This window comes from Williamsia sp., from assembly GCF_036566845.1.
GTDB lineage: Bacteria > Actinomycetota > Actinomycetes > Mycobacteriales > Mycobacteriaceae > Williamsia.
On the sequence record NZ_DATCVM010000189.1, the window covers coordinates 28,161 to 50,358 of the forward strand.

The following is a 22,198-nucleotide window of genomic DNA, read 5'->3' on the forward strand; positions in this document are numbered from 1 at the left end:
AAAGGGCACATTATCGGGGTGGGGATCAGCCGAACGCGGTATCCACGATCTCCTGCTGCTCGACGGCATGTACCTTCGACGAGCCCGACGACGGCGCCGACATCGCGCGACGCGACACCCGGCGCAAGCCGCTGAAGTACTCGGGCAGCATCTCGGGCAGAGTCAGACCGAAGTACGGCCACGCACCCTGGTTCTTCGGCTCTTCCTGGACCCAGAACACTTCTTTCATGTTCGGGTACTGCTCGAGCGCGTTCTTGAGGCGCTTGTGCGGAACCGGGTAGAGCTGCTCGATGCGGACGATCGCGATGTCGTCGCGGTTGTCCTTGGCCTTGCGTGCGGCCAGCTCGTAGTAGAGCTTGCCCGAGACCAGCAACACCCGCTCGACCTTGCTGCGATCGCCGCCGCCGTCGAACGCCGGATCGTCGATGACCGAGCGGAACTTGCCGTCGGTGAACTCGGAGACCGGTGACACCGCAGCCTTGTTGCGCAGCATCGACTTCGGTGTGAAGACGACCAGCGGCCGGCTGATGCCGTCGAGGACGTGACGCCGCAACAGGTGGAAGTAACTCGCCGGAGTCGACGGGAGCGCGACGGTCATCGAACCCTCGGCGCACAGCTGCAGGAACCGCTCGATGCGCCCCGAGGTGTGGTCGGGGCCCTGGCCCTCGTGACCGTGCGGGAGCAGCAGCACCACGTCGGAGGTCTGTCCCCACTTGGCCTCGCCCGACGAGATGAACTCGTCGATGATGGACTGCGCGCCGTTGACGAAGTCGCCGAACTGGGCTTCCCACAACACCAATGCATCGGGGTCGCCCACGGAGTAGCCGTACTCGAACCCGACAACCGCGTACTCGCTCAGTGCCGAGTCGTAGACGAGGAACTGTCCGGGATTGTCCGGGTTGGTGTCGGCGACCGAACGCAGCGGGGTGTATTCGTCGCCGGTCTCCCTGTCGATGAGCACCGAGTGGCGCTGGGTGAACGTGCCGCGACGCGAGTCCTGCCCCGACAATCGCACGGTACGGCCCTCTTCGACGAGCGAGCCGAAGGCGAGTAGTTCACCGAACGCCCAGTCGATGTTGCCGTTGCGCGACATGTCCTGCCGCTTCTTGAGCACCGGCTGAACCCGCTGGTGCACGGTGAAGCCCTCGGGCACGTTGGCGAACGCATCGCCGATCCGTTCGACGGTCTCCTTGCTGACCCTGGTCTCCAGTTTCACCGGGAGCGTCTGGTCGGACTCGACCGACGGGCTCGGTGCGGCCTGGTACTTCTCGAGTTCGCGGACCTCGTTGAAGACCCGTTCCAACTGACCCTGGTAGTCGCGCAGAGCGTCTTCGGCTTCCTTGAGCGAGATGTCACCGCGACCGATGAGGGCTTCGGTGTAGCTCTTGCGAACACTGCGCTTGGTGTCGATGACGTCGTACATGGCCGGCTGGGTCATCGAGGGATCGTCACCCTCGTTGTGGCCACGACGGCGGTAGCAGACGAGGTCGATGATGACGTCTTTGTTGAATGCCTGGCGGTAGTCGACGGCCAGTTTGGCAGCCCAGACGCAGGCCTCGGGGTCGTCGCCGTTGACGTGGAAGATCGGCGCCCCGATCATTTTTGCCACATCGGTGCAGTACTCCGTCGACCGCGAGGCCTCCGGTGCGGTGGTGAACCCGACCTGGTTGTTGACCACGATGTGGATGGTGCCGCCGGTGCGGTAACCGGGGAGCATCGCGAGGTTGAGGGTCTCGGCAACCACACCCTGGCCGGCGAAGGCGGCGTCGCCGTGCAGCATCAGCGGCAGCACGGTGAAGGCTTCTTCTCCGCCCTTGTTGTGCAGATCCTGCTTGGCGCGGACCAGGCCCTCGAGGACCGGGTCGACGGCTTCGAGGTGCGACGGGTTGGCGGTCAGCGAGACGTTGATCTCGTTGTCACCGAACATCTGGTAATACTTGCCCTCGGCGCCGAGGTGGTACTTCACATCGCCGGAACCATGCGCCTGCGACGGGTTCAGGTTGCCCTCGAACTCCGTGAAGATCTTCGAGTACGGCTTGCCGACGATGTTGGCCAGCACGTTCAGGCGACCGCGGTGCGGCATGCCGATGACGACCTCGTCGAGGCTGTACTCGGCGCTCTGGTCGATGACACCGTCCATCATCGGGATGACGGCTTCGGCACCTTCCAGCGAGAAGCGCTTCTGACCGACGTACTTGGTCTGCAGGAACGTTTCGAACGCCTCGGCCGCATTCAGCTTGGACAGGATGTACTTCTGCTCTGCCACAGGCGGTTTGACGTGCTTGATCTCCACCCGGTCCTGGAGCCACTGCTGCTGTTCGGGCTCGAGGATGTGTGTGTACTCCACACCCACGTGGCGGCAGTAGGCGTCACGCAACACCGACAGGATGTCGCGGAGCTTCATCTTGTTCTCGCCGTGGAACCCGCCGACCTTGAAACTGCGGTCCAGATCCCAGAGGGTCAGACCGTACGTCAGCACGTCGAGGTCGGGGTGTGCCGAGCGCGCATCCGAATCGATCATCAACGGATCGATGTCGGCCATCAGGTGACCCCGATTACGGTATGCCGCAATCAGTTCCAGCACGCGGGCGTTCTTGTCGACCTCACCCTCGGAGATGTCGCGGCGCCAGCGGATCGGCTCATAGGGGATGTGGAGCGTCGTGAAGATCTCGTCGAAGAAATCGTCGGACAGCAGCAACTGGTGGATCGTGCGCAAGAAGTCGCCTGACTCGGCGCCCTGGATGATGCGGTGATCGTAGGTGGATGTCAGCGTCATCAGTTTGCCGACGCCCATCTCCGCGATGCGCTCGTCGCTGGCGCCCTGGAACTCGGCGGGGTACTCCATGGCTCCGGCGCCGACGATCGCGCCTTGCCCCTTCATCAGGCGGGGAACCGAGTGCACGGTGCCGATGGTGCCGGGGTTGGTGAGCGAGATGGTGACTCCGGCGAAGTCGTCGCCGGTGAGCTTGCCCTCGCGGGCGCGGCGCACGATGTCCTCGTAGGCGGCATGGAACTCGGCGAAGTTCATGGTCTCGCAGCGCTTGATGGCAGCAACAACAAGCATGCGAGACCCTCCCTTACCGGGAAGATCGATGGCCAGGCCGAGGTTCGTGTTGGCGGGCTCGACGATGTTGGGCTTGCCGTCCACCTCGTCGAAGTGCCGGTTCATGTTCGGGAACGCCTTGATGGCCTGCACGATCGCGTAGCCCAGGATGTGGGTGAATGAGATCTTGCCGCCGCGGGTCCGGGCCAGGTGGTTGTTGATCACGACCCGGTTGTCGATCATCAGCTTCGCCGGGACCGCGCGCACGCTGGTGGCGGTCGGGATCTGCAACGACGCCGACATGTTCTTGGCGACCGTGGCCGCCGCGCCGCGCAGCACCTGTGTCGAAGTCTCGCCGGCAGCAGCCGGGGCAGGCTTCTTGGCAGCGGCAGGTTTCTTCGAGGTGGGGGCGTCCTTGGTGGGCGCGGGCGACTTCGCCTTGGCCGGAGCCTTGGGCGCGTCTGCCTTTGCCGCGGCGGGCTCAGCCTTCGCCGGGGGCGCGGTGGTGGCGTTGGATCCGTCGCGACTGGTGTCGGATTTGCCTGCCGCGGCCTTGCTGGCGGGTGTCGGATCCACGGCCGGCTTGCTCGAGTCGGGCGAGTTGGCGGGGGCGGCGGACGTTGTGGCCTTCGCTGCTCCGCCGGGGGATGTCTTTGCCCCGTTTGCCTCGGCGGCATAGTTCGTCAGGAACTCATGCCAACTCGGATCCACCGAGTTCGGGTCTTTTTGGAAGCGCTGGTACATTTCCTCGACCAGCCACTCGTTCTGTCCGAAGTCTGATATCGAACTGCTGCTCACGGCAGTATCTCGCCTCAATTCATTGGTTGGTCGGCGTGCGTTTCCGACCTACGTGCGTTTGCGAAGTCCCAGATAACAAGGTTAGACCCCACCGCAAGGCGCTGCTATGCCGGTTGGCTGCCTTCGTGTCGTGGGTCACTTTGTTCGAACTCGTCCGGTGTGATACCTGCGGCCCACAGGGCCCGATACCGACCATTCAACGTCAGCAAATCCCGATGTGTTCCGAGTTCGACGATCTGGCCATCGGCCACCACTGCGATGCGGTCGGCGCGGGCTGCCGTGGCGAGGCGGTGGGCGACGATCACCGAGGTCCGCGACCCCGTGAGGTGCCGTCCGGCGGCCAGGACCCGGCGTTCTGTCGATTGGTCGAGGGTGGCGGTGGCCTCGTCGAGCAGCAGCAGATCGGGGTCGACGAGTTCGGCGCGGGCCAGAGCGATGAGCTGGCGCTGACCTGACGAGAGCCCCTTCCCGCGCTCGCCGATCGGGTGATTCATCGCCCCGTCGAGGCCGATGATCATGGGCAGTGCTCCGACCGCGGCCGCCGCGGCCGCGATCTCCTCGTGGGTGGCGTCCGGCCGGCCATAGGCGATGTTGTCGGCGACGGTGCCGGTGAACAGGTGCGGTTCCTGCGGCACCACGCCGAGCCTGGACCGGTAGTAGCCCAGCCGGTAGCCGCGGATGTCTGTTCCGTCCATCCGCACCGAACCCGTGGTGGGGTCGTAGAACCGGGCCAGTAGTTTCACGATCGTCGATTTACCGGCGCCGGTCTCGCCGACCAGGGCCAGTGATGTCCCGGCCGGCAGATCGAGATCGACGCCCGACAGTGCGTCGCGCGCGGCACCGGAATACCGGAATGTCACGCCGACCAGCTGTGCGTGTCCCTCGAACCCGTCGGCCGGAGGTGGTGTGGTGGCCGGTGACGAACCGACAGGGTTGTCGATGCTGTCGGGACACTGGACGCTGCTGCGGGTGCCGAGCAGATCGGAGATCCGGCGGAGTCCGACCAGGGCCTGCTGGTAGCCGTCGAACACCTGCGAGAGCTGTTGGACGGGACCGAACAGCATGCCCAGGTAGAGGACAAACGCAACGAGGGTGCCCGAGCTGATCTGACCCCGGGCGACCTGATGCGCGCCGAACGCGATGATGCCGGCAGTGGCCAGATCGGCCATCAGGGTGATGAACGGGAAGTAGATCGAGATCGCCTGCTGGGAGACCATGCGGGCGCGAACATACGCCGCGGCGCGCGTGGTGAAACGCGCCATCGCGAAGCCGTCGTGCCGGTAGGCCTGGGTGGTCCGGACCCCGCCCACGTTCTCCTGGAAATCGGCGTTGACCTCGCTGATCAGCTCGCGCGAGCGCGTATAGGCCCGCGACGAAATCCGCCGGAACACGATCGTCGCGATGATGATCGGCGGGAAGACCACCAGCATCAGCAGCCCGAGAGAAGGATCGGTGAGCACCACCGCAACCCCGACCCCGACGATCGTCAGCGAGCTCACGATCGCCGACGACAGCCCCGTCTGCAGGAACGTGGAGAGGGCATCGACGTCGGTGGTCATCCGTGTCATGATCCGGCCGGACAGTTCCCGCTCGTAGTAGTCGAGACCGAGTCGCTGCAGGTGGGCGTAGCTACGGACGCGCAGTGCGTAGAGCACGCGTTCGCCACTGCGGGCGGTGACCACAGTCATCACCGCGGCGGCGGCGAATCCGACGGCGACCGCAGCCAGGCCCAGGCCGGTCGCCGTCCACAGGTGTCCCGACTGGTCGTCGGTGGCACCGTCGATACCGAATCGGGCGATGGTGGGGAACGCCAGACCGACCAGCGTGTCGATCGAGATGCAGACGACCACCGCGGCCAGGAGCCATCGCACCGGCCGCAACAACTGACGGAGCGAGAAGTCCGGACGGTCCTTGCGGATGTCGGTGTCGTCCACGGGTGGCGACTCGTCCGCAGGTGGCAGTGCTGCCACGGATTCGAGGAGTTGAGGGGTCGCCGGCATGGCACCGAGCGCGCCCGCGATCCCGCCACCACCACCGCGGCCCCGGCCGCCGATCGCGTTGGTCACCGCACGGGTCGGTTCGACGGCGTCGGGTGCGTCGGACGGCCACAGTGCGGTCGGGTCCGCCGCGATGCCGGAGGCGATGTCGTCGGGCAATTTGTCGTCGGCGAACTCGTCGTCTGGGTCGTCGAGTTCAGTGGTCATCAGTGCCCGGAACTGAGGGCTCCGCATGGTCAGCTCGGCGTCGGTTCCGATGTCGATGATGCGGCCGCCGTCGAGCACCGCCACCCGGTCGGCCAGTGACAGTGTCGATCGGCGATGTGCCAGCAACAGCATGGTGCGGGTGGACGTGCGCAGGTGGGCAAAGATCTTCGCCTCGGTCTGGGCGTCCACCGCGGAGGTGGCGTCGTCCAGGATCAGTACCCGGGGGTCGGCGTACAGCGCCCGTGCCAAGGCGATCCGCTGGCGTTGTCCTCCGGAGAGTGTCAGCCCGCGTTCGCCGACGATGCTCCGGAAGCCGTCGTCCAGCGCATCCACGAAACCGGATGCCTGCGCCTGCGATGCGGCGTCGACGATGCCGGCCGGGATCGCACCCTCCTCGTCGAACTTGCCGACGTGAGCGTTCGGTGCGATGTTCGCGGCGATGGTGTCCGAGTACAGGAAGGGTTCGTCGAACACCACACCGACCGCGCCCCGCAAGTCCTCGGCCGCGATCGTGTCGACGTCGTAGGCAGTGGTGAATTGTCTTGGGACAGAACCGGTGTGGTTGGTCAGTTCCACGGAACCGGAGTCTGGCCGGTAGAACCGGTCGGCCAGCATCGCAAGCGTCGATTTGCCGGAGCCCGGTGCCCCGACCACCGCGACGACCTCACCGGGGGCGATGCTCAGATCCAGATCGCGCAGCACCGGTTCGGCGGCGCCGGGGTAGGTGAACGTGACGTCGCGCAGCTCGAGTCCGAGTGCGCCGTCGGGGAGCCGGCCGGTGGCGGACAGTCCTGGATCGGCCGGTTCGTCGATCACGCCGTACACGCGCTCGACGGCGGCCCGCGCGAGCTGCGCGGAGACGATCAGGGAGGTCAGGATCCGAGCCAGGCCGGTCATGGTCGTGACGTAGGTGGCAAACGCCAGAAAGGTTCCGACGGTGATCGATCCGGTCATCGTCAGATAGCCGCCGAGCGCGATGATCGCGACCAGGCCGAGCTGTGGCACCGCAGCCAGCGACGGCGCGAACCGGGCGTTGATCTTCCCGGCGCGCAGGCGCAGCGAGTACAGGCGCCGCCCGTATCCGACCAGTTCGTCGACCGCACGATCTTCCTGGCCGAAGCCCTTGACCACGCGGACACCGGTGACGGTCTCCTCGACATGCTGTGCCAGATCAGCGGCGGACTGCTGGGCGGACCAGGTGGCGGCGAACATCCGCTTGCGGCTGTTGAAGGCGATCACCGCGACGCCGGGGATCACCAGCAACGCAACTGCGGTCAGCGGCGGCGACAGATAGAACATCACACCGATGGCGAGGACCACCTGGAGTGCAGCTCCCAGCGACAGCGGCGCCATCGCGAGCAGTCCCTGTACGAGTTGCAGATCGGTGATCGACCGGGACACGACCTGGCCGGTACGGATCTGGTCCTGTGCGGCGCCGTCGGTCCGGAGCACGGTGTTCAGGATCGACAGTCGCAGCGAGTTCTGCACCGTCAACGACAGCCGGCCGGCAGTCAGGCGCCGCCCGTACTGGCATCCGTAACGCATGACCGCCAAAACCACCATGACGAGCGCGATCGCGCCGATCGAGTAGCCGTGATGGGCCACGCCGGTGGCCTCGTCGATCGCCGCCTTGGTCAGCAACGGCACGCAGAGGTCGATCAATACGGCCAGGGCGGTGACGCTCAGGGTGATCGCCACCAGCCGGGGGTGGCGGCGACACTCGAGGAGTAGGCGTCGGATCCAGCCGGGGCTGGGTGTGTCGGGGTGTGATCGGGTCAACTAGCGCTCGGCCCCATCGCCGGAGGCGGTGATCGCAGATGTGCCGACGGCGCTGTGGGGGTCACCCACGGCGTAGAAGGGGACCCCGGGATCGCGAACCGGCCACAGCGGTGGCGGCGGCCCGAAGACCTGGCGGGAGTTGTTGATGATGATCTTGCCCAGCGCGCGGTTGCCGACGCCGCCGATGACCGCGCCGAATCCGGCGGGCAGCAGTTTGCCGGCCGCGAGCGGCAACTTCTGCAGCGCATACTTCTTGAAGTAGGTGCGGACGAGTTTCTGATTCAGTGTGCGCAGGACCGGTGCGGGGATGAAGCCGCCGAACGCGCGGGCGAGTGTGCCCGACTTGGCACCGAGTGAATCCCGGACCATGGCCAGGCCGGTTTCACCCAGTGCCACGGTCAGAACCAATGCCTTGCGGCGTTCCCGGTCGGTGATCGGAATTCCGTGCACCTCAGCGATGGCCAGGGAGAGCAGGGCCGACGCCTCGATGAAGAATGCGGTCTCGGCGCCCAGCGAGGCCAGCGACACCATCGTCCCGATACCGGGGAACGCGGCCGCGGCACCCACAGCGCCGCCCGAACCGGTGACCGCGAGCAGGAAGCGGTGCTCGAGACGTTCGATGAGTTGTGCGGGTGAATCCTGCGGGTGTTCGCGGCGGAGGTGATGGATGTATTTCGTGACCGCGGGCGCCTGCAGATGCTGGACGTGATCCACCACTGAGTCGATCATGCCTTCGGTTTTGCGGGTCGCGCCGACCACGTTGCCGGCTCCTATCGACGAAAGTTGTTTCTTTGCCACGTCTGTCAGGCTCCTTGTCCGGCCGGAACGAGTTCGGTGTCGAGTGGGGGCGCGGGTGGGGTGCCGTCGCCGAAGGGGCGTCCACCGAGTTGCTCTCGGTGATGCGCACTGCGCCATCCGGACAGGTCGGGCCCCCGGGGCACGATCCGGCTGGGGTTGATGTCGCTGTGGACAATGTAATAGTGCTGCTTGATCTGGGTGAAGTCGATGGTGTCGCCGAATCCGGGGGTCTGGAACAGATCACGCGCGTAGGCCCACAGCACCGGCATCTCGGTGAGCTTCGTCCGATTGCATTTGAAGTGCCCGTGATAGACCGCGTCGAAACGCACGAGCGTGGTGAACAACCGGACATCGGCTTCGGTGATCGTGTCGCCGACCAGGAATCGCTGCTCGCGCAACCGGTCCGACAGCGCGTCGAGCCGGGCGAACAGCTGGTCGTAGGCGGAGTCGTAACTCTTCTGGTCGCCCGCGAAGCCACAGCGGTACACGCCGTTGTTCACATCGGTGAAGATGACGTCGATGATCCCGTCGATCTCCGTGCGCAGGTTCTCGGGATAGAGGTCGGGGGCGCCGTCGCGATGGAAGTCGACCCATTCGGTGGAGAAGTCGAGGGTCATCTGCCGGTACTCGTTGGTGACGACGGCGCCGGTGGGGATGTCGACGATCGCCGGCACCGTGATCCCGCGCGGGTAGTCGGGATAGCGGGTGAGGTAGGCGTCCTTCAGCCGGGGGATCTTCAGTACCGGGTCGATGCCGCCGGGATCGAGATCGAAGGTCCAGCTGTCGCTGTCGTGGGTGGGTCCGCACATACCCATCGACAACGCGCCCTCGAGGCCGAGGAGCCGGCGCACGATGATCGCGCGATTGGCCCAGGGGCAGGCGCGGGCGACGACGAGCCGATAGCGGCCGGCCTCCACCGGGAATGTCTCACCTGAGGGGCCGGCCCCGTCACGGGTGATCCGGTTGTCGATGTAGTTCGTGTCCCGCACGAATTCCTGACCGGTGGTCACGGGGCCGTCGGCCCGGTCGCCATCGGTCGTATCACCATCGGTATTGCTGGCCTGAGTACGCATCGTGATCCAGCGTAGCCGTTGAAAGGGACTGGGCAGGGCTGCTTCCACGCGGTATATTCCACACCGAGTATTCGGCACCGAATAGAGATCGGGGATGCGATGTCAGCGCGTGCAGGGGGAGCGGCGACTGCTTTGACGCCGCTCGGCGTCCTTGTCCTCGGGCTCGTCGGCGAACGCCCGATGCACCCCTACGAGATGTTCCAGACACTGCTCGCCCGCAAAGAAGACCGGTTCGCAAAACTCCGTCCCGGATCGCTCTACCACACCGTCGACCGCCTCTGCAGTCGAAAACTATTGCGTATCAACGATATTCATCGCGACGGGAATCGGCCGGAGCGGACGGTCTACGCCATCACCGACTCCGGGCGCGACGCACTGGGACATGCGCTGGCATCGATGTTGCGGACGCCGGCGGCCGAGTACCCCACGCTCTACCTCGCGTTGGCCGAAGCCCACACTCTCGGCCGTGACGAGGTCGTGGCGCTGCTCGATGAACGCCTCGTGGTCATGCGTGCCGAGGTGGCGGAGGTCCGGACGGCGATGTCCGACGCAATAGAGCAGGGATGTCCGGAGATGTTCTTGCTGGACGCCGGCTGCCGGCGAGCGGTCCTCGATGCCCAGATCACCTGGCTGGAGCAGTTGCGCACCAGACTCGCGTCCGGCGAGCTGATGTGGCTCGACGAGTACATGGAACTCAGACACATCGACCCACAGACAGGTCGCACGGTCACACCGGGCAGATTGCCCGCTGAAGAGAACGAGGTAGTGAAGTGAGTAGTCCGACCGCCGCGCCCAGTGCGCCGATCACCACCAGGCCGTGGTTGGCGCTGGGCGCGTTGTGCATCGGGTTCTTCATGATCCTGGTCGACATGACCATCGTCGCCGTTGCCCAGCCGGCCATCCAACAGGCGTTGGACACCGACGTCAACGGCGTCATCTGGGTGTCGAGTGCCTATCTGCTCACCTATGCGGTGCCGATGCTCCTCGCCGGCCGGCTCGGTGATCGATTCGGGCCCAAGAACATCTATCAACTCGGTCTGATCGTCTTCACCGTCGCCAGTGTGATGTGTGGTCTGGCGCAGTCGATCGAGATCCTGATCATCGCCCGCGGACTCCAGGGTGTCGGGGCAGCCATGATCACTCCGCAGACCATGGCACTGATCACCAGGATGTTCCCGGCCGACAAACGCGGCGCGGCAATGGGTGTGTGGGGCACGGTCGCCGGTGTAGCGACACTCGTCGGCCCCCTCGCCGGCGGCATCCTGGTGGACGGACTGGGCTGGGAGTGGATCTTCTTCGTCAACGTGCCGGTCGGTGTGATCGGGTTGGCATTGGCCTGGAAGCTGGTGCCCACGGTTTCGACCAGCAAGCGCAACTTCGATCTCATCGGTGTGGGTTTGAGTGGTGTCGGCCTGACCTGTCTCGTTTTCGCGATCCAGGACGGCGAGAAGTACAACTGGGCCGGCTGGGTCTGGACCCTGATCGCTGTCGGGCTCGTGTTGATGGCGCTCTTCGTCTACTGGCAGCACAAGCTGGTTCAGATCCGGCCCGGTGCCCAGCCGCTGGTCCCGCTGAATCTCTTCCGGGACCGCAACTTCTCGTTGGCCAGCCTGGGTATCGCCACCATGGGATTCGCGACCGCCGGCATGATAGTCCCGCTGATGTACTACTTGCAGCTTGGCGCCGGCCTGAGCCCGACCCAGTCGGCGGTGGTGACAATTCCGATGGCCGTCCTGGCCGGTGTCCTGTCCCCGATCGTGGGGCAGCAGGTTGACCGGATACATCCTCGATACATCATCGCCACGGCGTTCCTTCTGGAAACGATCGCCATTGCCTGGCTGGCAGTCATCACAACTCCGACCACACCTATCTGGCAGCTACTGCTTCCCGTGGGACTGATCGGTATCGCGAGCTCCGGAATCTGGGCTCCGTTGGCGGCTACGGCGACCCGGAACCTTCCGATGAGCAGTGCCGGAGCGGGCTCGGGTGTCTACAACACCACGCGTCTCATCGGTTCGGTGCTCGGCAGTGCGGCCGTGGGAGCCTTGATCCAGACCCGCCTGGACGCCGAACTGCCGCAATTCGACGGAATCTCGATGGATCAGGTGGGCGGACAACTACCCGAACAGATCCTTGACGGTTTTGCCACCGCGATGGGGCAGACCTTGTTACTCCCGTGCGCGGCGTCGGTTGTGGGTGTGGTTGCCGCGCTGTTCTTTGCCCGACCCGGACATATGAGGGCACCCCTCGCGCCGGTTTCGGTCCCAGCAGTACCGGTGGAAGCCGCCGAGGCCGGCCCGCGCGAACGTGGAGTTGTTTGACGGCACTGCGCGGATCGGGATGTACTGGGCGACATGCGCAGTGACGTTCGGGGTACGCGCCGGCTCTCCGTCGAGGATCGGCGCAAGCAGTTGGTCGAGTGCGCGCTGGCCCTGGCCGATCGCGGCGGGATGGGCGCGGTGACCGTGCGTGGGGTTGCCGAGGAGGCGAAAGTCTCACTGGGTGTTGTGCATTACTGCTTCGACGACAAAGAGCAACTTGTTGCGGCGATGATCGAGAAGGTGATCACCGAACAGCTCGAAGCTCTGATCGGCTCGATCCCGACGGGCACCCTCGGAACCGGTCGAGACGCCTTGCGCACCGGGGTGGTCGAAGCGCTCACCGCGGTCTGGCGCCGGGCCGCCGAATTTCCCGATCGATGGCTGCTGATGATCGAGTCGATGCTGTTCTCGTTGCGCCAGCCGGTCGAATCTGCTTCCGCGGGCCAGGCGATGGTGCAGCACCAGACCGCCGAGAAGTACGGCCGCGCTTATCTATCGGAGATCGGCGAGCGCTGCCAGATGCGGTGGGACATCGAAGAACGGGCGCTGGTGCGGGCGGCGTTGCAGATGCTGTTCGGCACCGTTCAGTGGTGGCTGGTCGATCGAGATGACGCCGCGGCACGTGATTCGCTCTCGGCGGTGGCCGGCTGGATAGCCGATTCGGCATCACCGAAATAGCCCCAGCCCAAGATCCGCGGTCAGCTCCGCACGGACACTCCGATGGTGTGCAGTCCGGTGGCGCCGTCCGGAACCGGGGGTGCTTCGGTTTCGATCTGCGGTTGTCCGTCGCCATCGACGGCCCGAACGGTCAGCTGATGTTTGCCGGGTTCGGCATCCCAGTCCCATTTCCACAGTCGCCAGGCGTCGATCAGGTCCGGTGGCAAGACCTCGGCATCGCTCCACGGGCCGTCGTCGACCCGGACCTGCACGCCGCTGATCCCTCGGTGCTGCGCCCAGGCCACGCCACCCACGGTCACCGGACCGGTCGGAACCGTCGAGTTCGGCCGGGGAACGTCGATGCGTGAGCCGGTTTTGATCGGTCCCTTCTCTGCCCATCCGAGCGTGGTCCAGTAGGCCTTGGCCCGATCGAAACGCGTCACCTCCAGCGACACCACCCACTTGGTCGCCGAGACGTAGCCGTACAGACCCGGGACGACCATCCGCACCGGATAGCCGTGTTCCACCGGAAGCGGTTCGTTGTTCATGCCGACGGCGAGCATCGCGTCGCGGTTGTCGGTCAGCGCCGTCAGAGGTGTTCCGGCGGTCCAGCCGTCGGCGCTCGTGGACAACACCATGTCCGCATCGGGGGCCGGTCCGGCGAGCGCGAGGAGTTCACTCATCCGGTAGCCGGTCCAGGTGGCATTGCCGATCAGATCCCCGCCAACGCTGTTCGACACACACGTCAATGTCACCACCGCATCGAACGGCGTGTGGTCGCGGCGCAGCTGGTCGAGATCGAGTCGGACCTCGCGGTCGACCATCCCGTGAATGCGCAGCGACCACGAATCGCTTGTGATCTGAGGCACGGTGAGCGCGGTGTCGATCCGATAGAAGTCGTTGTTGGGGGTGATGTACGGGGTGACGTCCACGAGGTCAGGTGCGGTGGTGGTCACGGTGTTGGCTGCGGCCGGGACCTCGAATGCGGCGCGATCGGCCCCCACCGACCCGGTGGTGCGCCATAACGCCAATCCGCCGAGGCCGGTCGCCGCAACGGCTCCACCCACCACGGAAGCGCCGACGAGAAACCGGCGGCGTTCGACATCTCCCGGATCGCCTTCGGCTGACTCGAGACCCGAACCGGTGTCGGTCGACTGATCGAACTGCGAGTCCGGCGCTGGTGAAGTACCGACGGCACCGGGTTGAATGCGGCGAGTGAGGACATGGAGTGCGCCCATCGCGACGGTGACACCGAGCACGGTGGGCAGCGCCCAGGTCCACACCGCGGTCGGGCGGTCGAGCGCGGCGAAGACACCGACGGCGCCGATGACGGCGAACATCACCAGGCCGGTGGGCGGGCGCTTGAACTCGGCGATCCCGGCGATCGCCGCGAGGACGGCCATGATGATCGCGATCGAGGTGAGGAGTACCGGCTTGTCGGCGGTACCGAATGTCTCGATTGCCCATTCCCGCATCGACGCCGGTGCGTTGTCGATGACAGTGGAACCGACGGCGTGTAGTGGCGCGGAGCCGCGGTCGACGGCGAGGGCCCACAGGTATCCGATGCCGACACCGAGGGCGGCACACAGGACTCCGCTGACGCCCGCTGCGAGCGTGCGTTCACGCGGTGAGAAGGACATACGGCCAGTATCCACGCCCGGCACCGGGGGCTTGGGCAACGTCAACTCAAGACTTGCAATTGTTAACAACTGTCGTACGATATGACCCTTGCTTCAGGGCTTCCAGGGGAGGAACGCACATGTTGCCAGGGGTGATTCCCGCGCGAGCCGACCGGGCACGCGACATCATCGCCGCGCTGGCCCTGCTGGTGTCACTGGGACTCGACTGGAACGCCGATTCGATTGCACTGCTGCGTGTCGATGTTGTTGTCATCACCGCGGTCTCACTGGTGTCATTGTTGTTGCCGGCCGCGAGTAGGCGCGGATTGTTCGGGCCGACCTGGTCGCCGGCACGCCTGCGGACGGCAAAGCTGATCGCAGGTGTTCCGTACCTGTTCCTGGTGGCCGTGTACCTGTTCTGGGACATCCTCAGCAGATGGATCGAAGTATCTTATGGCAGTACGGGTTTGGGTCCGGCGGTGTGGATCGGACTGGCGGGCGCGGTGCTCGCGGCCCAGCCCCGGGAGTCCGATCTCTTCGACCTGACCCCCGGTACGCCCAACACTGCGAGCGTGGCTGCCCGGCTGGTCCTGATCGGCCTCGGGGTCCTGTTCGCCGCCGCGTCGGTGGCCGGCGCGGCGACCTCGGTCTTCCGCTTTGTCGACGGTATGGACGCGGTCGCCGGACTGCGTGTCAGCGTTCTCAACCCTGTGATCGATGCGGTCGCCGCTCTGGCATGGCTGGTCATCATCGGTCGGTTGATCTGGGCCGCGGCGGCCGGTAAACCGGCTGCCGGACTGGCACTCTCGCTGCCGGCCTGGGCTGTCGCGGGATGGGCGATCATGGTCTCGTTGCCCGGTATGCCGTACCTGTCGGTGGACACCGTCCAGTTGAACTTCCTGGGTGTGGGCCTGCTCGGCGGAATCGGTGCGGCGGCACTCTCGCCCGCCCTGCCCACCCGCCGTGCGATGACACAGGCGCAGTACTACCTGCCCCTGCTGGGCCTGGTCGCCGCGACGTCCGCGTTGTGGATCGCACTGTCCGTGATCCGGCTGACGCTCTATGCAGCGTCATCGTCGACGTTGGGTGCACTGGTGTTCTTCACGATTGCACTGGCGGGGGCCACGCTCGCCCGGGATCGTCTGGCCAACAGCGAGGTTGATCAGCGCAAGACGCTGTTCGTGCTGGCGGCAACCCTGTTCGGCTCGGGCCTCGCGGTCCTGCTCCTGATGAGCCTGCGGGTCAACTGGAACCAGCCCGCACCGATGGCGCTGTGGCTGGTCGCGGTGGTGGTCCCGGCGTTCATCATCTGGCGTGAGGCGCTCGGCCCGGCGATGAAGATCCCGGCCGACGGATTCGGCGAGACGCGCGGGTATATCGAGGGGAGTCGTGACGGATTCGGCCCGTGGCCGGCGCCGCCCGAACCCGGTGGGGTAGGCCGGGCGCCGGCCGGTTCGGTACCGGACGTTCGGCGATGAACCCCGATCACCGCGGTGCTCGTGATCCTGAAGGAATGGACGGGGCACAGCATCTCGGCCCGCCACCGCATCTGGGCCCGCCAGAGTATTCCGGCCGGCCACCCCGAGAACGCTCCCGGACCGGACTCGTGAAATCGGTGGCGGTCATCGTGGTGGTCGCGGTGCTCGCGGCCGCCGGGTTCGCGATCAACCGGCTGTTCGTCGCGCAGTTCAACGGTTCCACGTCGGCATCCGAATCGGTCGAAGATTTCCTGAATGCCGCCGAAGACAAGGACTGGAGCCGGCTGGGCCTGCTGTTGCCGCCCGACGAGACATTCCAACTCGCCGGATTGTTCGGTGACACGGCAGATCTGCAGCGTCGGGCCGGACTCACCTCCGACACCTTCGATGATCAGCTGGACGGCGTCGAGGTGGACATCTCGGACCTTGCGGTCTCGTCCCGATCCCTGTCGACGGACCTTGCGAAGGTATCCATCGACCGCGCAACCGTCGTCGTGAAGATCGACGCCAAAACGGTCGAATCCCTGAGTGATCTGATCCCCGGTCTCGACGCGGACGATGTCGGTGCCATCGAATACACCGCCACGATCGACGGGCCGGCCATCCGCTACTCGTTGGTCGTCGGCACCGAACGGCAATCCGGCATGGACCCGGTGGTGATCGGCGGAAACGAGCAGGCCCCGTTCCTGATGTCCGTCCGGCGGGACGGCAGTTGGTTTGTCAGTCCCATGTTCACCGTCGCGCAGTACGTCGCGGAGGAACTCGGCTGGGAGGCAACTGATCCCGGTACGTCCGAGGTCACCTACGACTCACCCGCAGCCGCAGCCGACGGATTTGTCGAGGGTCTGGTCGAGACGATCGAGACCTCGGACATCAACCACGTCGCCGATGCGATGGGTGGTGTCGAGTCCCGTCTACTGAAGACCTACGCGGCGGGCATCAACCACGAACTCGCCGGCGACGACTTCGGGTTCGGGTACGGCGAGGGCGTCGACCTGGAGATCCGCGACACGGACTACAGCGTCAGCCCTGGTGAGAATGGTCAGGCGCGTATCACGGTCGAACAGATTCGTGTTGCCGCCCGCGATGGCGCCGAGGTCGTCGACGTCGAATTCGACGGTGACTGTCTGAGTGTCGATTCCGGTGGCGAGAGCGAAGGCGGGTGTATCTCCGACGGTGGCGAGTTCAGCACCCGCGTCCATGGTGCGCTGGGCCACGTGGTCGCGGTGCCGGTGGACGGCGGCTGGAAGATCAGCCCGGTCGGAACCTTTTTCGACTGGATCGGGCTCATCGGGCAGGAGATCGCCGGCCTGGACGGCGATCTGCTGAAGGCTCTCACCCGGTTGGACTTCTCCGGAATCGTCGGGCGGGAGCCGGCGGGCACGCTCGACCCCGACGACGAAGTGGTCGTCGATGTCGAACCGGTCAGTGACGCGATCCATGCAGGGATCGTTGTTCTCGAACCGACACCGACTGATGATCTGGTCGACTTCTCGTGTGCGGCCGACGCCGTGCCGGGGTTCTGTGAGGTCATCGTGGTCGATGCCGACGGTCGGTTACAGGATCGTGAGAGTCGGTACGACTACGACGACGGATCCCGGTTCGGGTACGAGGTGTCGGAGGGCACCCGCGTGGTGGTGCTGGCAGTCGCAGGGAAGGTGATGGTTCGGAGCGAGCGCTGGTGATCGGTGGGTGACCCACCGAGTCAGGTCCAACGCTCTGTCGTAGTGCCCTCGTAGGATCGTCGCAGTTGCCGACGACATACGAGAGGAGTCACCTGTGAGTGCCGCACTGCCGCTGTTCGAACCCGCCACCCAGGTGACGTTCATCCACACCGCAGATTGGCAATTGGGTATGACGAGGCATTTCCTCAAAAGGGATGCGCAGGCCCGATACACCGCCGCCCGGCAAGAGGGTATCGGACGCATCGGACGGCTGGCCGCCGATCACAACGCGGAGTTCATCTTGGTCTGCGGCGACGTCTTCGAAGATCGGCAGGTCTCGTCGCGGGTCATCCGTCAGAGTCTCGACGAACTGTCTCAGGTGCCCGTCCCGGTGTATCTCCTGCCGGGCAACCATGATCCGATGGATGCGTCGAGCATCTACAACTCCAGGGTCTTCACCGAACACCGGCCGGCCAACGTCCACGTCCTCGGCACCCCGGGTCCGGTGCAGGTTCGTCCCGGGGTCCGGATCATCGCGGCCCCGTGGACCACCAAGGTTCCACTCTGGGATCTGCTGGCCCGGCAGATCGAGGGTCTGGTGCCGAGCGAAGACATCCGGATCCTCGCCGGGCACGGTCGCGTCGACCACCTCGCCCCCGATTCCGACGATCCGACCCTGATCGAGGTCGGTGAGATGGAACGAGCGATCGACGACGGTCTGATCGACTATGTGGCACTGGGAGACCGGCACTCGGCCACCGATATCGGCCGCAGTGGCAGGATCTGGTACTCGGGCGCTCAGGAGGTCACAAACTACGACCACCGGGAATCCGGTTCCGGGCAGGCGCTGGTTGTCACATTGACGCGGGGGGCCGGTGTGCCGGGGCAGCACTCCGATGCCGGTCCGCAATCGGTGACCGTCACACCACACACCGTGGGGCAGTGGTCGTTTCGCACCATCGAGCATGATGTGAACGATGCCGCCGACATCGCCGACCTGCGTCGCCTGCTCGACGGGATCGAGAACAAGTCACGCACGGTGGTCCAACTCGCCCTGCGCGGCGCGGTCACGATCACCGAGCGCGCCGGCCTCGATGCGATGCTCGAACAATTCGGTGACCGATTTGCGGCACTGACCTTCTGGGCGTTGCGCCACGATCTGGTGATCCGGCCGGGGGCAGACGATTTCGATCAGCTGGCTCTGAGCGGTTTCATCGGCGACACTGTCGCGGAACTGTCGACGGCCGCCCATGGCACCGATCCGGACGCCGCGACTGCGCAAGAAGCCTTGGCACTCCTGTTCCGGCTGGCAGGGGAGAGTCGGTGAAGTTGCATCGGCTGCGGCTCAGCAATTTTCGCGGAATCGTCGAGCGCGAGATCGAGTTCGCAGCGGTGGGGGTCACCGTTGTCGAGGGCGCCAACGAGGCGGGCAAATCGTCGATGATCGAGGCGCTTGACCTGCTGTTGGAGGTCCGTTCCGACAGTAAGAGCAGCCGCGTACGGGCCGTCGCCCCGGCCGGTGTTGATGCCGGAAGCCTCGTGGAGGCCGACATCAGTTGTGGCCGGTATCGATTCACCTACACCAAGCAGTACAACCGCGGGGCCCGCACCGAACTGGTGATCCACGAACCGGCGCCGGAACAACTCAGCGGACGCACCGCCCACGACAAGGTGTCCGAAATCCTTGATAGCACAGTCGATATGGGCCTTTTCAAGGCCTTGCGGTTGATGCAGTCAGCCGACCCGAGCGTCGGTGATCTCAGCGGTAGCTCGGCATTGTCTCGCGCGCTGGACGCGGCCGGTGGTTCCGCGCGGTCCGAGGCCGACGACAGCGCGGGCAATTCGGCACTCCTCGCCAGGGTCCGCTCCGAATACGATCGGTATTTCACCGCGACCACTGGGCGGCCATCCCGCGAATTGTCGCTGGCAGCTGCAGATCTGGCGGCGGCGGAGCTTCGCCACGAGGAGATGGCCGCGGTCATGGCCGAGATCGCCAAGGACTCTGCCCGCCTCGACTCGCTGACCGTCTCCCGGCGCGAGGTCGCGAATTCCGTGGAATTGGCCAGTGTCGAGTTGGCTGAGTTGAGTCACGAACGGGAACAGGCCGCGGGTTTGCAGGCCCGCCGGCATGATGCGGAGCGGAGCGCGCGGCTCGTCGACCAGGAACTGTCGTTGCTCGACCGCGATCACTCGGCGCGAGCGGACATCGACCGGCAGATCGCCGACCGCGGCCGCGGCATCGACGATTCCGAGCAGGCCTGTGCAGATCTGCGTACACACCTCGAAGGCTGTGTCCGTGAGGCCGAGGAGGTGGACGGGCGCCTCGCTGATGCCCGTCTGTTCGACGTGGACGCCACCGAGCGGGTCGTGATCGCACGGATGAGTGCTCGGCTCGACGGTGCGCGGGCGCGTCACCGTGAACTGGTCGGCATCCTGGATCGGGTAGACCAGGTACAGGCCGAATTGGCGGGCGCCCGGCGGGATGTGGCCGCGACGCCGTACGGCAGCAACGACATCACCGTCGCTGACGGGCTCTCGAACGATGTGGACATCGCTCGGGCGCACTCCGAGGCCGCCGCCGCGACGATCACAGTGACCAGGCTCGGCGATCAGGATGTCGAGCTCGTCGGTCCGGTGGGTGACAGCGTCCGGGCCGCCGACAACACTGAGGTCGCGGTGACCGGTGAGACCGTCGTCGAAGTCGCCGGAGTGGTCCGGGTGGTGGTCTCACCCGGCGCCGAGTCAGCGACGCTGGCTCATCGCCTCACCCAGGCGCAGCGGGCTCTGGCCGACTTCTTGTCCGAGCGTGACGTGACTGACGTAGCAGAGCTTCGGGCGCTGGTCCGGCGTCGTGAACGGGCAGAACGTACCGCCCTGGCCCTGCAATCGCAGCTTGCCGGCATTCTCGGTGACCGCGACGAGGAGGCGCTGCGTGCCGAATGTTCCGAACTCGCTGCGCGCGTGGGTGTATCGGACGACCGCTCCGAGGATGTACCCGACTTGGCGCAGGCCGAGCGGGCGTCGAACCTCGCGGCCGCAGCCGTGGCTCGACTGGCCGAAGAGGCCGCCGAGCTGCGTAGTCGCCGTCGTGGTCTCGAAACCGAAATACGGCGGCTTGATGATTCGGTAGACGAACTCCGGCGACAGCGTGACGAATTGCAGGCGCAGCGCGCTGAACTGGCCGCTGCAACCGACGAGGTGGACCTGGACTCCCGCCGTCGCGAACTCGCCGATCTGGTGGTCGCCGCGCGGCAGACACTGGCAGACGTCGACACCCAGATCGCTGACGCCGACCTCGAGAGCCTCGAGATGCAGTACTCGAACAAGGCGGCGGTGGTCGAGCAGGGCCAACCCAAACTCGCCGCGCTCACCGACGAGATCAACGAACTCCGCACCCGGATCGACATCCGCCGCGACGACGGCAAGCTCGATCAGTTCCACCGCGCTGCAACAGAATTGGACGGTGCGCGGGCCGAATACAGTCGCGTCCAGACGCGGGCGAACGCTGTCGCCCTGCTGATGCAGACGCTGGAACGCCACCGGGACAACACCCGGCGCCGGTATGTGGCACCGTTCTCCGGTCAGATCCTGCGGCTCGGCAAAGTGGTGTTCGGTTCGAGCCTGCAGGTCGGCGTCGACGAGGATCTGCGGATCACCACGCGCACACTCGACGGGGTGACCGTCGACCATGAGGCGTTGTCCGGGGGAGCGAAGGAACAACTCGGCATCATCAGCCGTCTCGCCTGCGCGATGCTCGTCGATCCGGTTGACGGTGTGCCCGTGATCATCGACGACGCGCTTGGCTACACCGACCCGGGCCGTCTGGCCGGCATGGCCGCCGTGCTCGGTCATGCCGGACGGCAGACTCAGGTGATTGTCCTGACCTGCACTCCGGCGCGCTATTCCGGCGTCGGCGGAGCGCAGCTGGTGGCGGTCTGAGACTCGCTCACCCAGGCGTTTTGGGCTGGCCGAGTCTGATGCGCTAGGCTGATCCTCGCCCGTAGAGCCCCCGTAGCTCAGGGGATAGAGCGTCCGCCTCCGGAGCGGAAGGCCGCAGGTTCGAATCCTGCCGGGGGCACCACCATTTTCACTCACGTGGTTTCGGCGCCAGATGGCTTTCTCGGATTCTTCTCCTCACCTTGCGCACCCGCCTTCGCTTTTCTTGTGTACGTGGGTATTTCGTGCTCTCCCGGTTGTTCATGAATTGTTGATTGCAACAACTCCTTCGTGGGCATATAGTTAGTGGCCTAACTATGTTGGCACGATCAAAGGGGCGCCATGTCCGACGAACTGTTGATAGAGGGTGATCCGTTGGCCCTCGAGCGTCAGGTCTGTTTTGCGCTCGCCGTTGCCAACCGGACCGTCCTGGGGGTGTACCGGCCGTTGTTGGAGCCGCTGGGACTGACTCATCCGCAGTATCTGGTGATGCTGGCGCTGTGGGAGCGGGCACCGATGTCGGTCCGTGAGATCGCCGAGGCCCTGCGGCTCGATTCGCCCACGCTCTCGCCGCTCCTCAAACGGCTCGAGGGTGCCGGATTGATCACCCGCACACGCAGTGTCACCGACGAGCGGCAACTGGTTGTCGAACTCACCGGGGCCGGAATCGAACTCCGCAACGAGGCGGAGAAGATCCCGCCGGCGGTCGTTCGCACACTCGGCGTCGCCCTCCCGGTCCTCGAGGAGTTGCACCGCGTCCTCGGCACCGTCAATCAGGCAGCGGAAGCAGCCATCGCGTCCGGCTCGATCACCCTGGAACCCTGACGG

At 65.6% G+C, this 22,198-nt stretch carries 13 protein-coding genes and 1 tRNA gene; 9 read left to right on the top strand and 5 right to left on the bottom strand.

Going from position 1 to position 22,198, the window contains the following annotated elements; translation table 11 throughout:
• Positions 1 to 25: 25 nt before the first annotated feature.
• The 4 genes from VIQ49_RS18370 to VIQ49_RS18385 all read right to left on the bottom strand — a co-directional run bounded on the left by VIQ49_RS18370 (position 26) and on the right by VIQ49_RS18385 (position 9,695).
• Positions 26 to 3,841 (bottom strand): multifunctional oxoglutarate decarboxylase/oxoglutarate dehydrogenase thiamine pyrophosphate-binding subunit/dihydrolipoyllysine-residue succinyltransferase subunit, encoded by a 3,816-nt coding sequence (locus tag VIQ49_RS18370; RefSeq protein ID WP_331887181.1) that lies wholly within the window; start codon positions 3,839 to 3,841, stop codon positions 26 to 28.
• 104 nt (positions 3,842 to 3,945) lie between these two features.
• Entirely contained in the window at positions 3,946 to 7,824 is a 3,879-nt protein-coding gene (locus VIQ49_RS18375; RefSeq protein WP_331887183.1) for an ABC transporter ATP-binding protein, read from the bottom strand.
• Positions 7,825 to 8,553 carry a hypothetical protein gene (locus tag VIQ49_RS18380; RefSeq protein ID WP_414731664.1) on the bottom strand — a complete coding sequence of 243 codons (729 nt, stop codon included), beginning with the start codon at positions 8,551 to 8,553 and terminating at the stop codon, positions 7,825 to 7,827. It lies immediately after the preceding gene.
• Between the two features lie 74 nt (positions 8,554 to 8,627).
• The gene (locus VIQ49_RS18385; protein WP_331887187.1) at positions 8,628 to 9,695 is read right to left on the bottom strand and encodes a glutathione S-transferase family protein; all 1,068 of its coding nucleotides are present in this window, start codon (positions 9,693 to 9,695) and stop codon (positions 8,628 to 8,630) included.
• Between the two features lie 99 nt (positions 9,696 to 9,794).
• On the opposite strand from VIQ49_RS18385, the gene VIQ49_RS18390 reads away from it, so the two are divergent.
• From VIQ49_RS18390 to VIQ49_RS18400, 3 genes are read left to right on the top strand one after another with little or no spacing between them, the layout of a single operon-like run.
• Positions 9,795 to 10,469 carry a PadR family transcriptional regulator gene (locus VIQ49_RS18390; protein ID WP_331887189.1) on the top strand — a complete coding sequence of 225 codons (675 nt, stop codon included), beginning with the start codon at positions 9,795 to 9,797 and terminating at the stop codon, positions 10,467 to 10,469.
• Positions 10,466 to 12,016 (top strand): MFS transporter, encoded by a 1,551-nt coding sequence (locus VIQ49_RS18395; protein WP_331887191.1) that lies wholly within the window; start codon positions 10,466 to 10,468, stop codon positions 12,014 to 12,016. The genes VIQ49_RS18390 and VIQ49_RS18395 overlap by 4 nt, the downstream gene beginning before the upstream one ends.
• A 33-nt stretch (positions 12,017 to 12,049) precedes the next feature.
• A complete protein-coding gene (locus VIQ49_RS18400; protein WP_331887193.1) occupies positions 12,050 to 12,694 on the top strand; it encodes a TetR/AcrR family transcriptional regulator in 645 nt (214 codons plus the stop codon).
• Positions 12,695 to 12,714: 20 nt separating this feature from the next.
• Here the strand turns inward: VIQ49_RS18400 and VIQ49_RS18405 are convergent, their stop codons facing one another.
• Positions 12,715 to 14,313 (bottom strand): molybdopterin-dependent oxidoreductase, encoded by a 1,599-nt coding sequence (locus tag VIQ49_RS18405; protein ID WP_331887195.1) that lies wholly within the window; start codon positions 14,311 to 14,313, stop codon positions 12,715 to 12,717.
• 119 nt (positions 14,314 to 14,432) lie between these two features.
• On the opposite strand from VIQ49_RS18405, the gene VIQ49_RS18410 reads away from it, so the two are divergent.
• The 6 genes from VIQ49_RS18410 (at position 14,433) to VIQ49_RS18435 (ending at position 22,195) form a co-directional block, all read left to right on the top strand.
• Entirely contained in the window at positions 14,433 to 15,770 is a 1,338-nt protein-coding gene (locus tag VIQ49_RS18410) for a hypothetical protein (RefSeq protein WP_331887197.1), read from the top strand.
• Between the two features lie 35 nt (positions 15,771 to 15,805).
• Entirely contained in the window at positions 15,806 to 17,455 is a 1,650-nt protein-coding gene (locus tag VIQ49_RS18415; RefSeq protein ID WP_331887199.1) for a hypothetical protein, read from the top strand.
• A 94-nt stretch (positions 17,456 to 17,549) separates the two neighbouring features.
• The gene (locus VIQ49_RS18420) at positions 17,550 to 18,761 is read left to right on the top strand and encodes an exonuclease SbcCD subunit D (protein WP_331887201.1); all 1,212 of its coding nucleotides are present in this window, start codon (positions 17,550 to 17,552) and stop codon (positions 18,759 to 18,761) included.
• The gene (locus tag VIQ49_RS18425; protein WP_331887203.1) at positions 18,758 to 21,373 is read left to right on the top strand and encodes an AAA family ATPase; all 2,616 of its coding nucleotides are present in this window, start codon (positions 18,758 to 18,760) and stop codon (positions 21,371 to 21,373) included. The genes VIQ49_RS18420 and VIQ49_RS18425 overlap by 4 nt, the downstream gene beginning before the upstream one ends.
• A gap of 66 nt (positions 21,374 to 21,439) precedes the next feature.
• Positions 21,440 to 21,515 (top strand) — tRNA-Arg (locus tag VIQ49_RS18430).
• A gap of 197 nt (positions 21,516 to 21,712) precedes the next feature.
• Positions 21,713 to 22,195, top strand: coding sequence for a MarR family transcriptional regulator (locus tag VIQ49_RS18435; RefSeq protein WP_331887205.1), 483 nt, complete (start codon positions 21,713 to 21,715; stop codon positions 22,193 to 22,195).
• Positions 22,196 to 22,198: the final 3 nt, after the last annotated feature.

Coding starts and splice junctions, on each gene's coding strand:
- VIQ49_RS18380 (WP_414731664.1), bottom strand. CDS start 8,553: ATGATCGACTCAGTGGTGGATCACGTCCAGCATCTGCAGGCGCCCGCG.
- VIQ49_RS18385 (WP_331887187.1), bottom strand. CDS start 9,695: ATGCGTACTCAGGCCAGCAATACCGATGGTGATACGACCGATGGCGAC.
- VIQ49_RS18390 (WP_331887189.1), top strand. CDS start 9,795: ATGTCAGCGCGTGCAGGGGGAGCGGCGACTGCTTTGACGCCGCTCGGC.
- VIQ49_RS18400 (WP_331887193.1), top strand. CDS start 12,050: ATGCGCAGTGACGTTCGGGGTACGCGCCGGCTCTCCGTCGAGGATCGG.
- VIQ49_RS18405 (WP_331887195.1), bottom strand. CDS start 14,313: ATGTCCTTCTCACCGCGTGAACGCACGCTCGCAGCGGGCGTCAGCGGA.
- VIQ49_RS18410 (WP_331887197.1), top strand. CDS start 14,433: ATGTTGCCAGGGGTGATTCCCGCGCGAGCCGACCGGGCACGCGACATC.
- VIQ49_RS18415 (WP_331887199.1), top strand. CDS start 15,806: ATGGACGGGGCACAGCATCTCGGCCCGCCACCGCATCTGGGCCCGCCA.
- VIQ49_RS18435 (WP_331887205.1), top strand. CDS start 21,713: ATGTCCGACGAACTGTTGATAGAGGGTGATCCGTTGGCCCTCGAGCGT.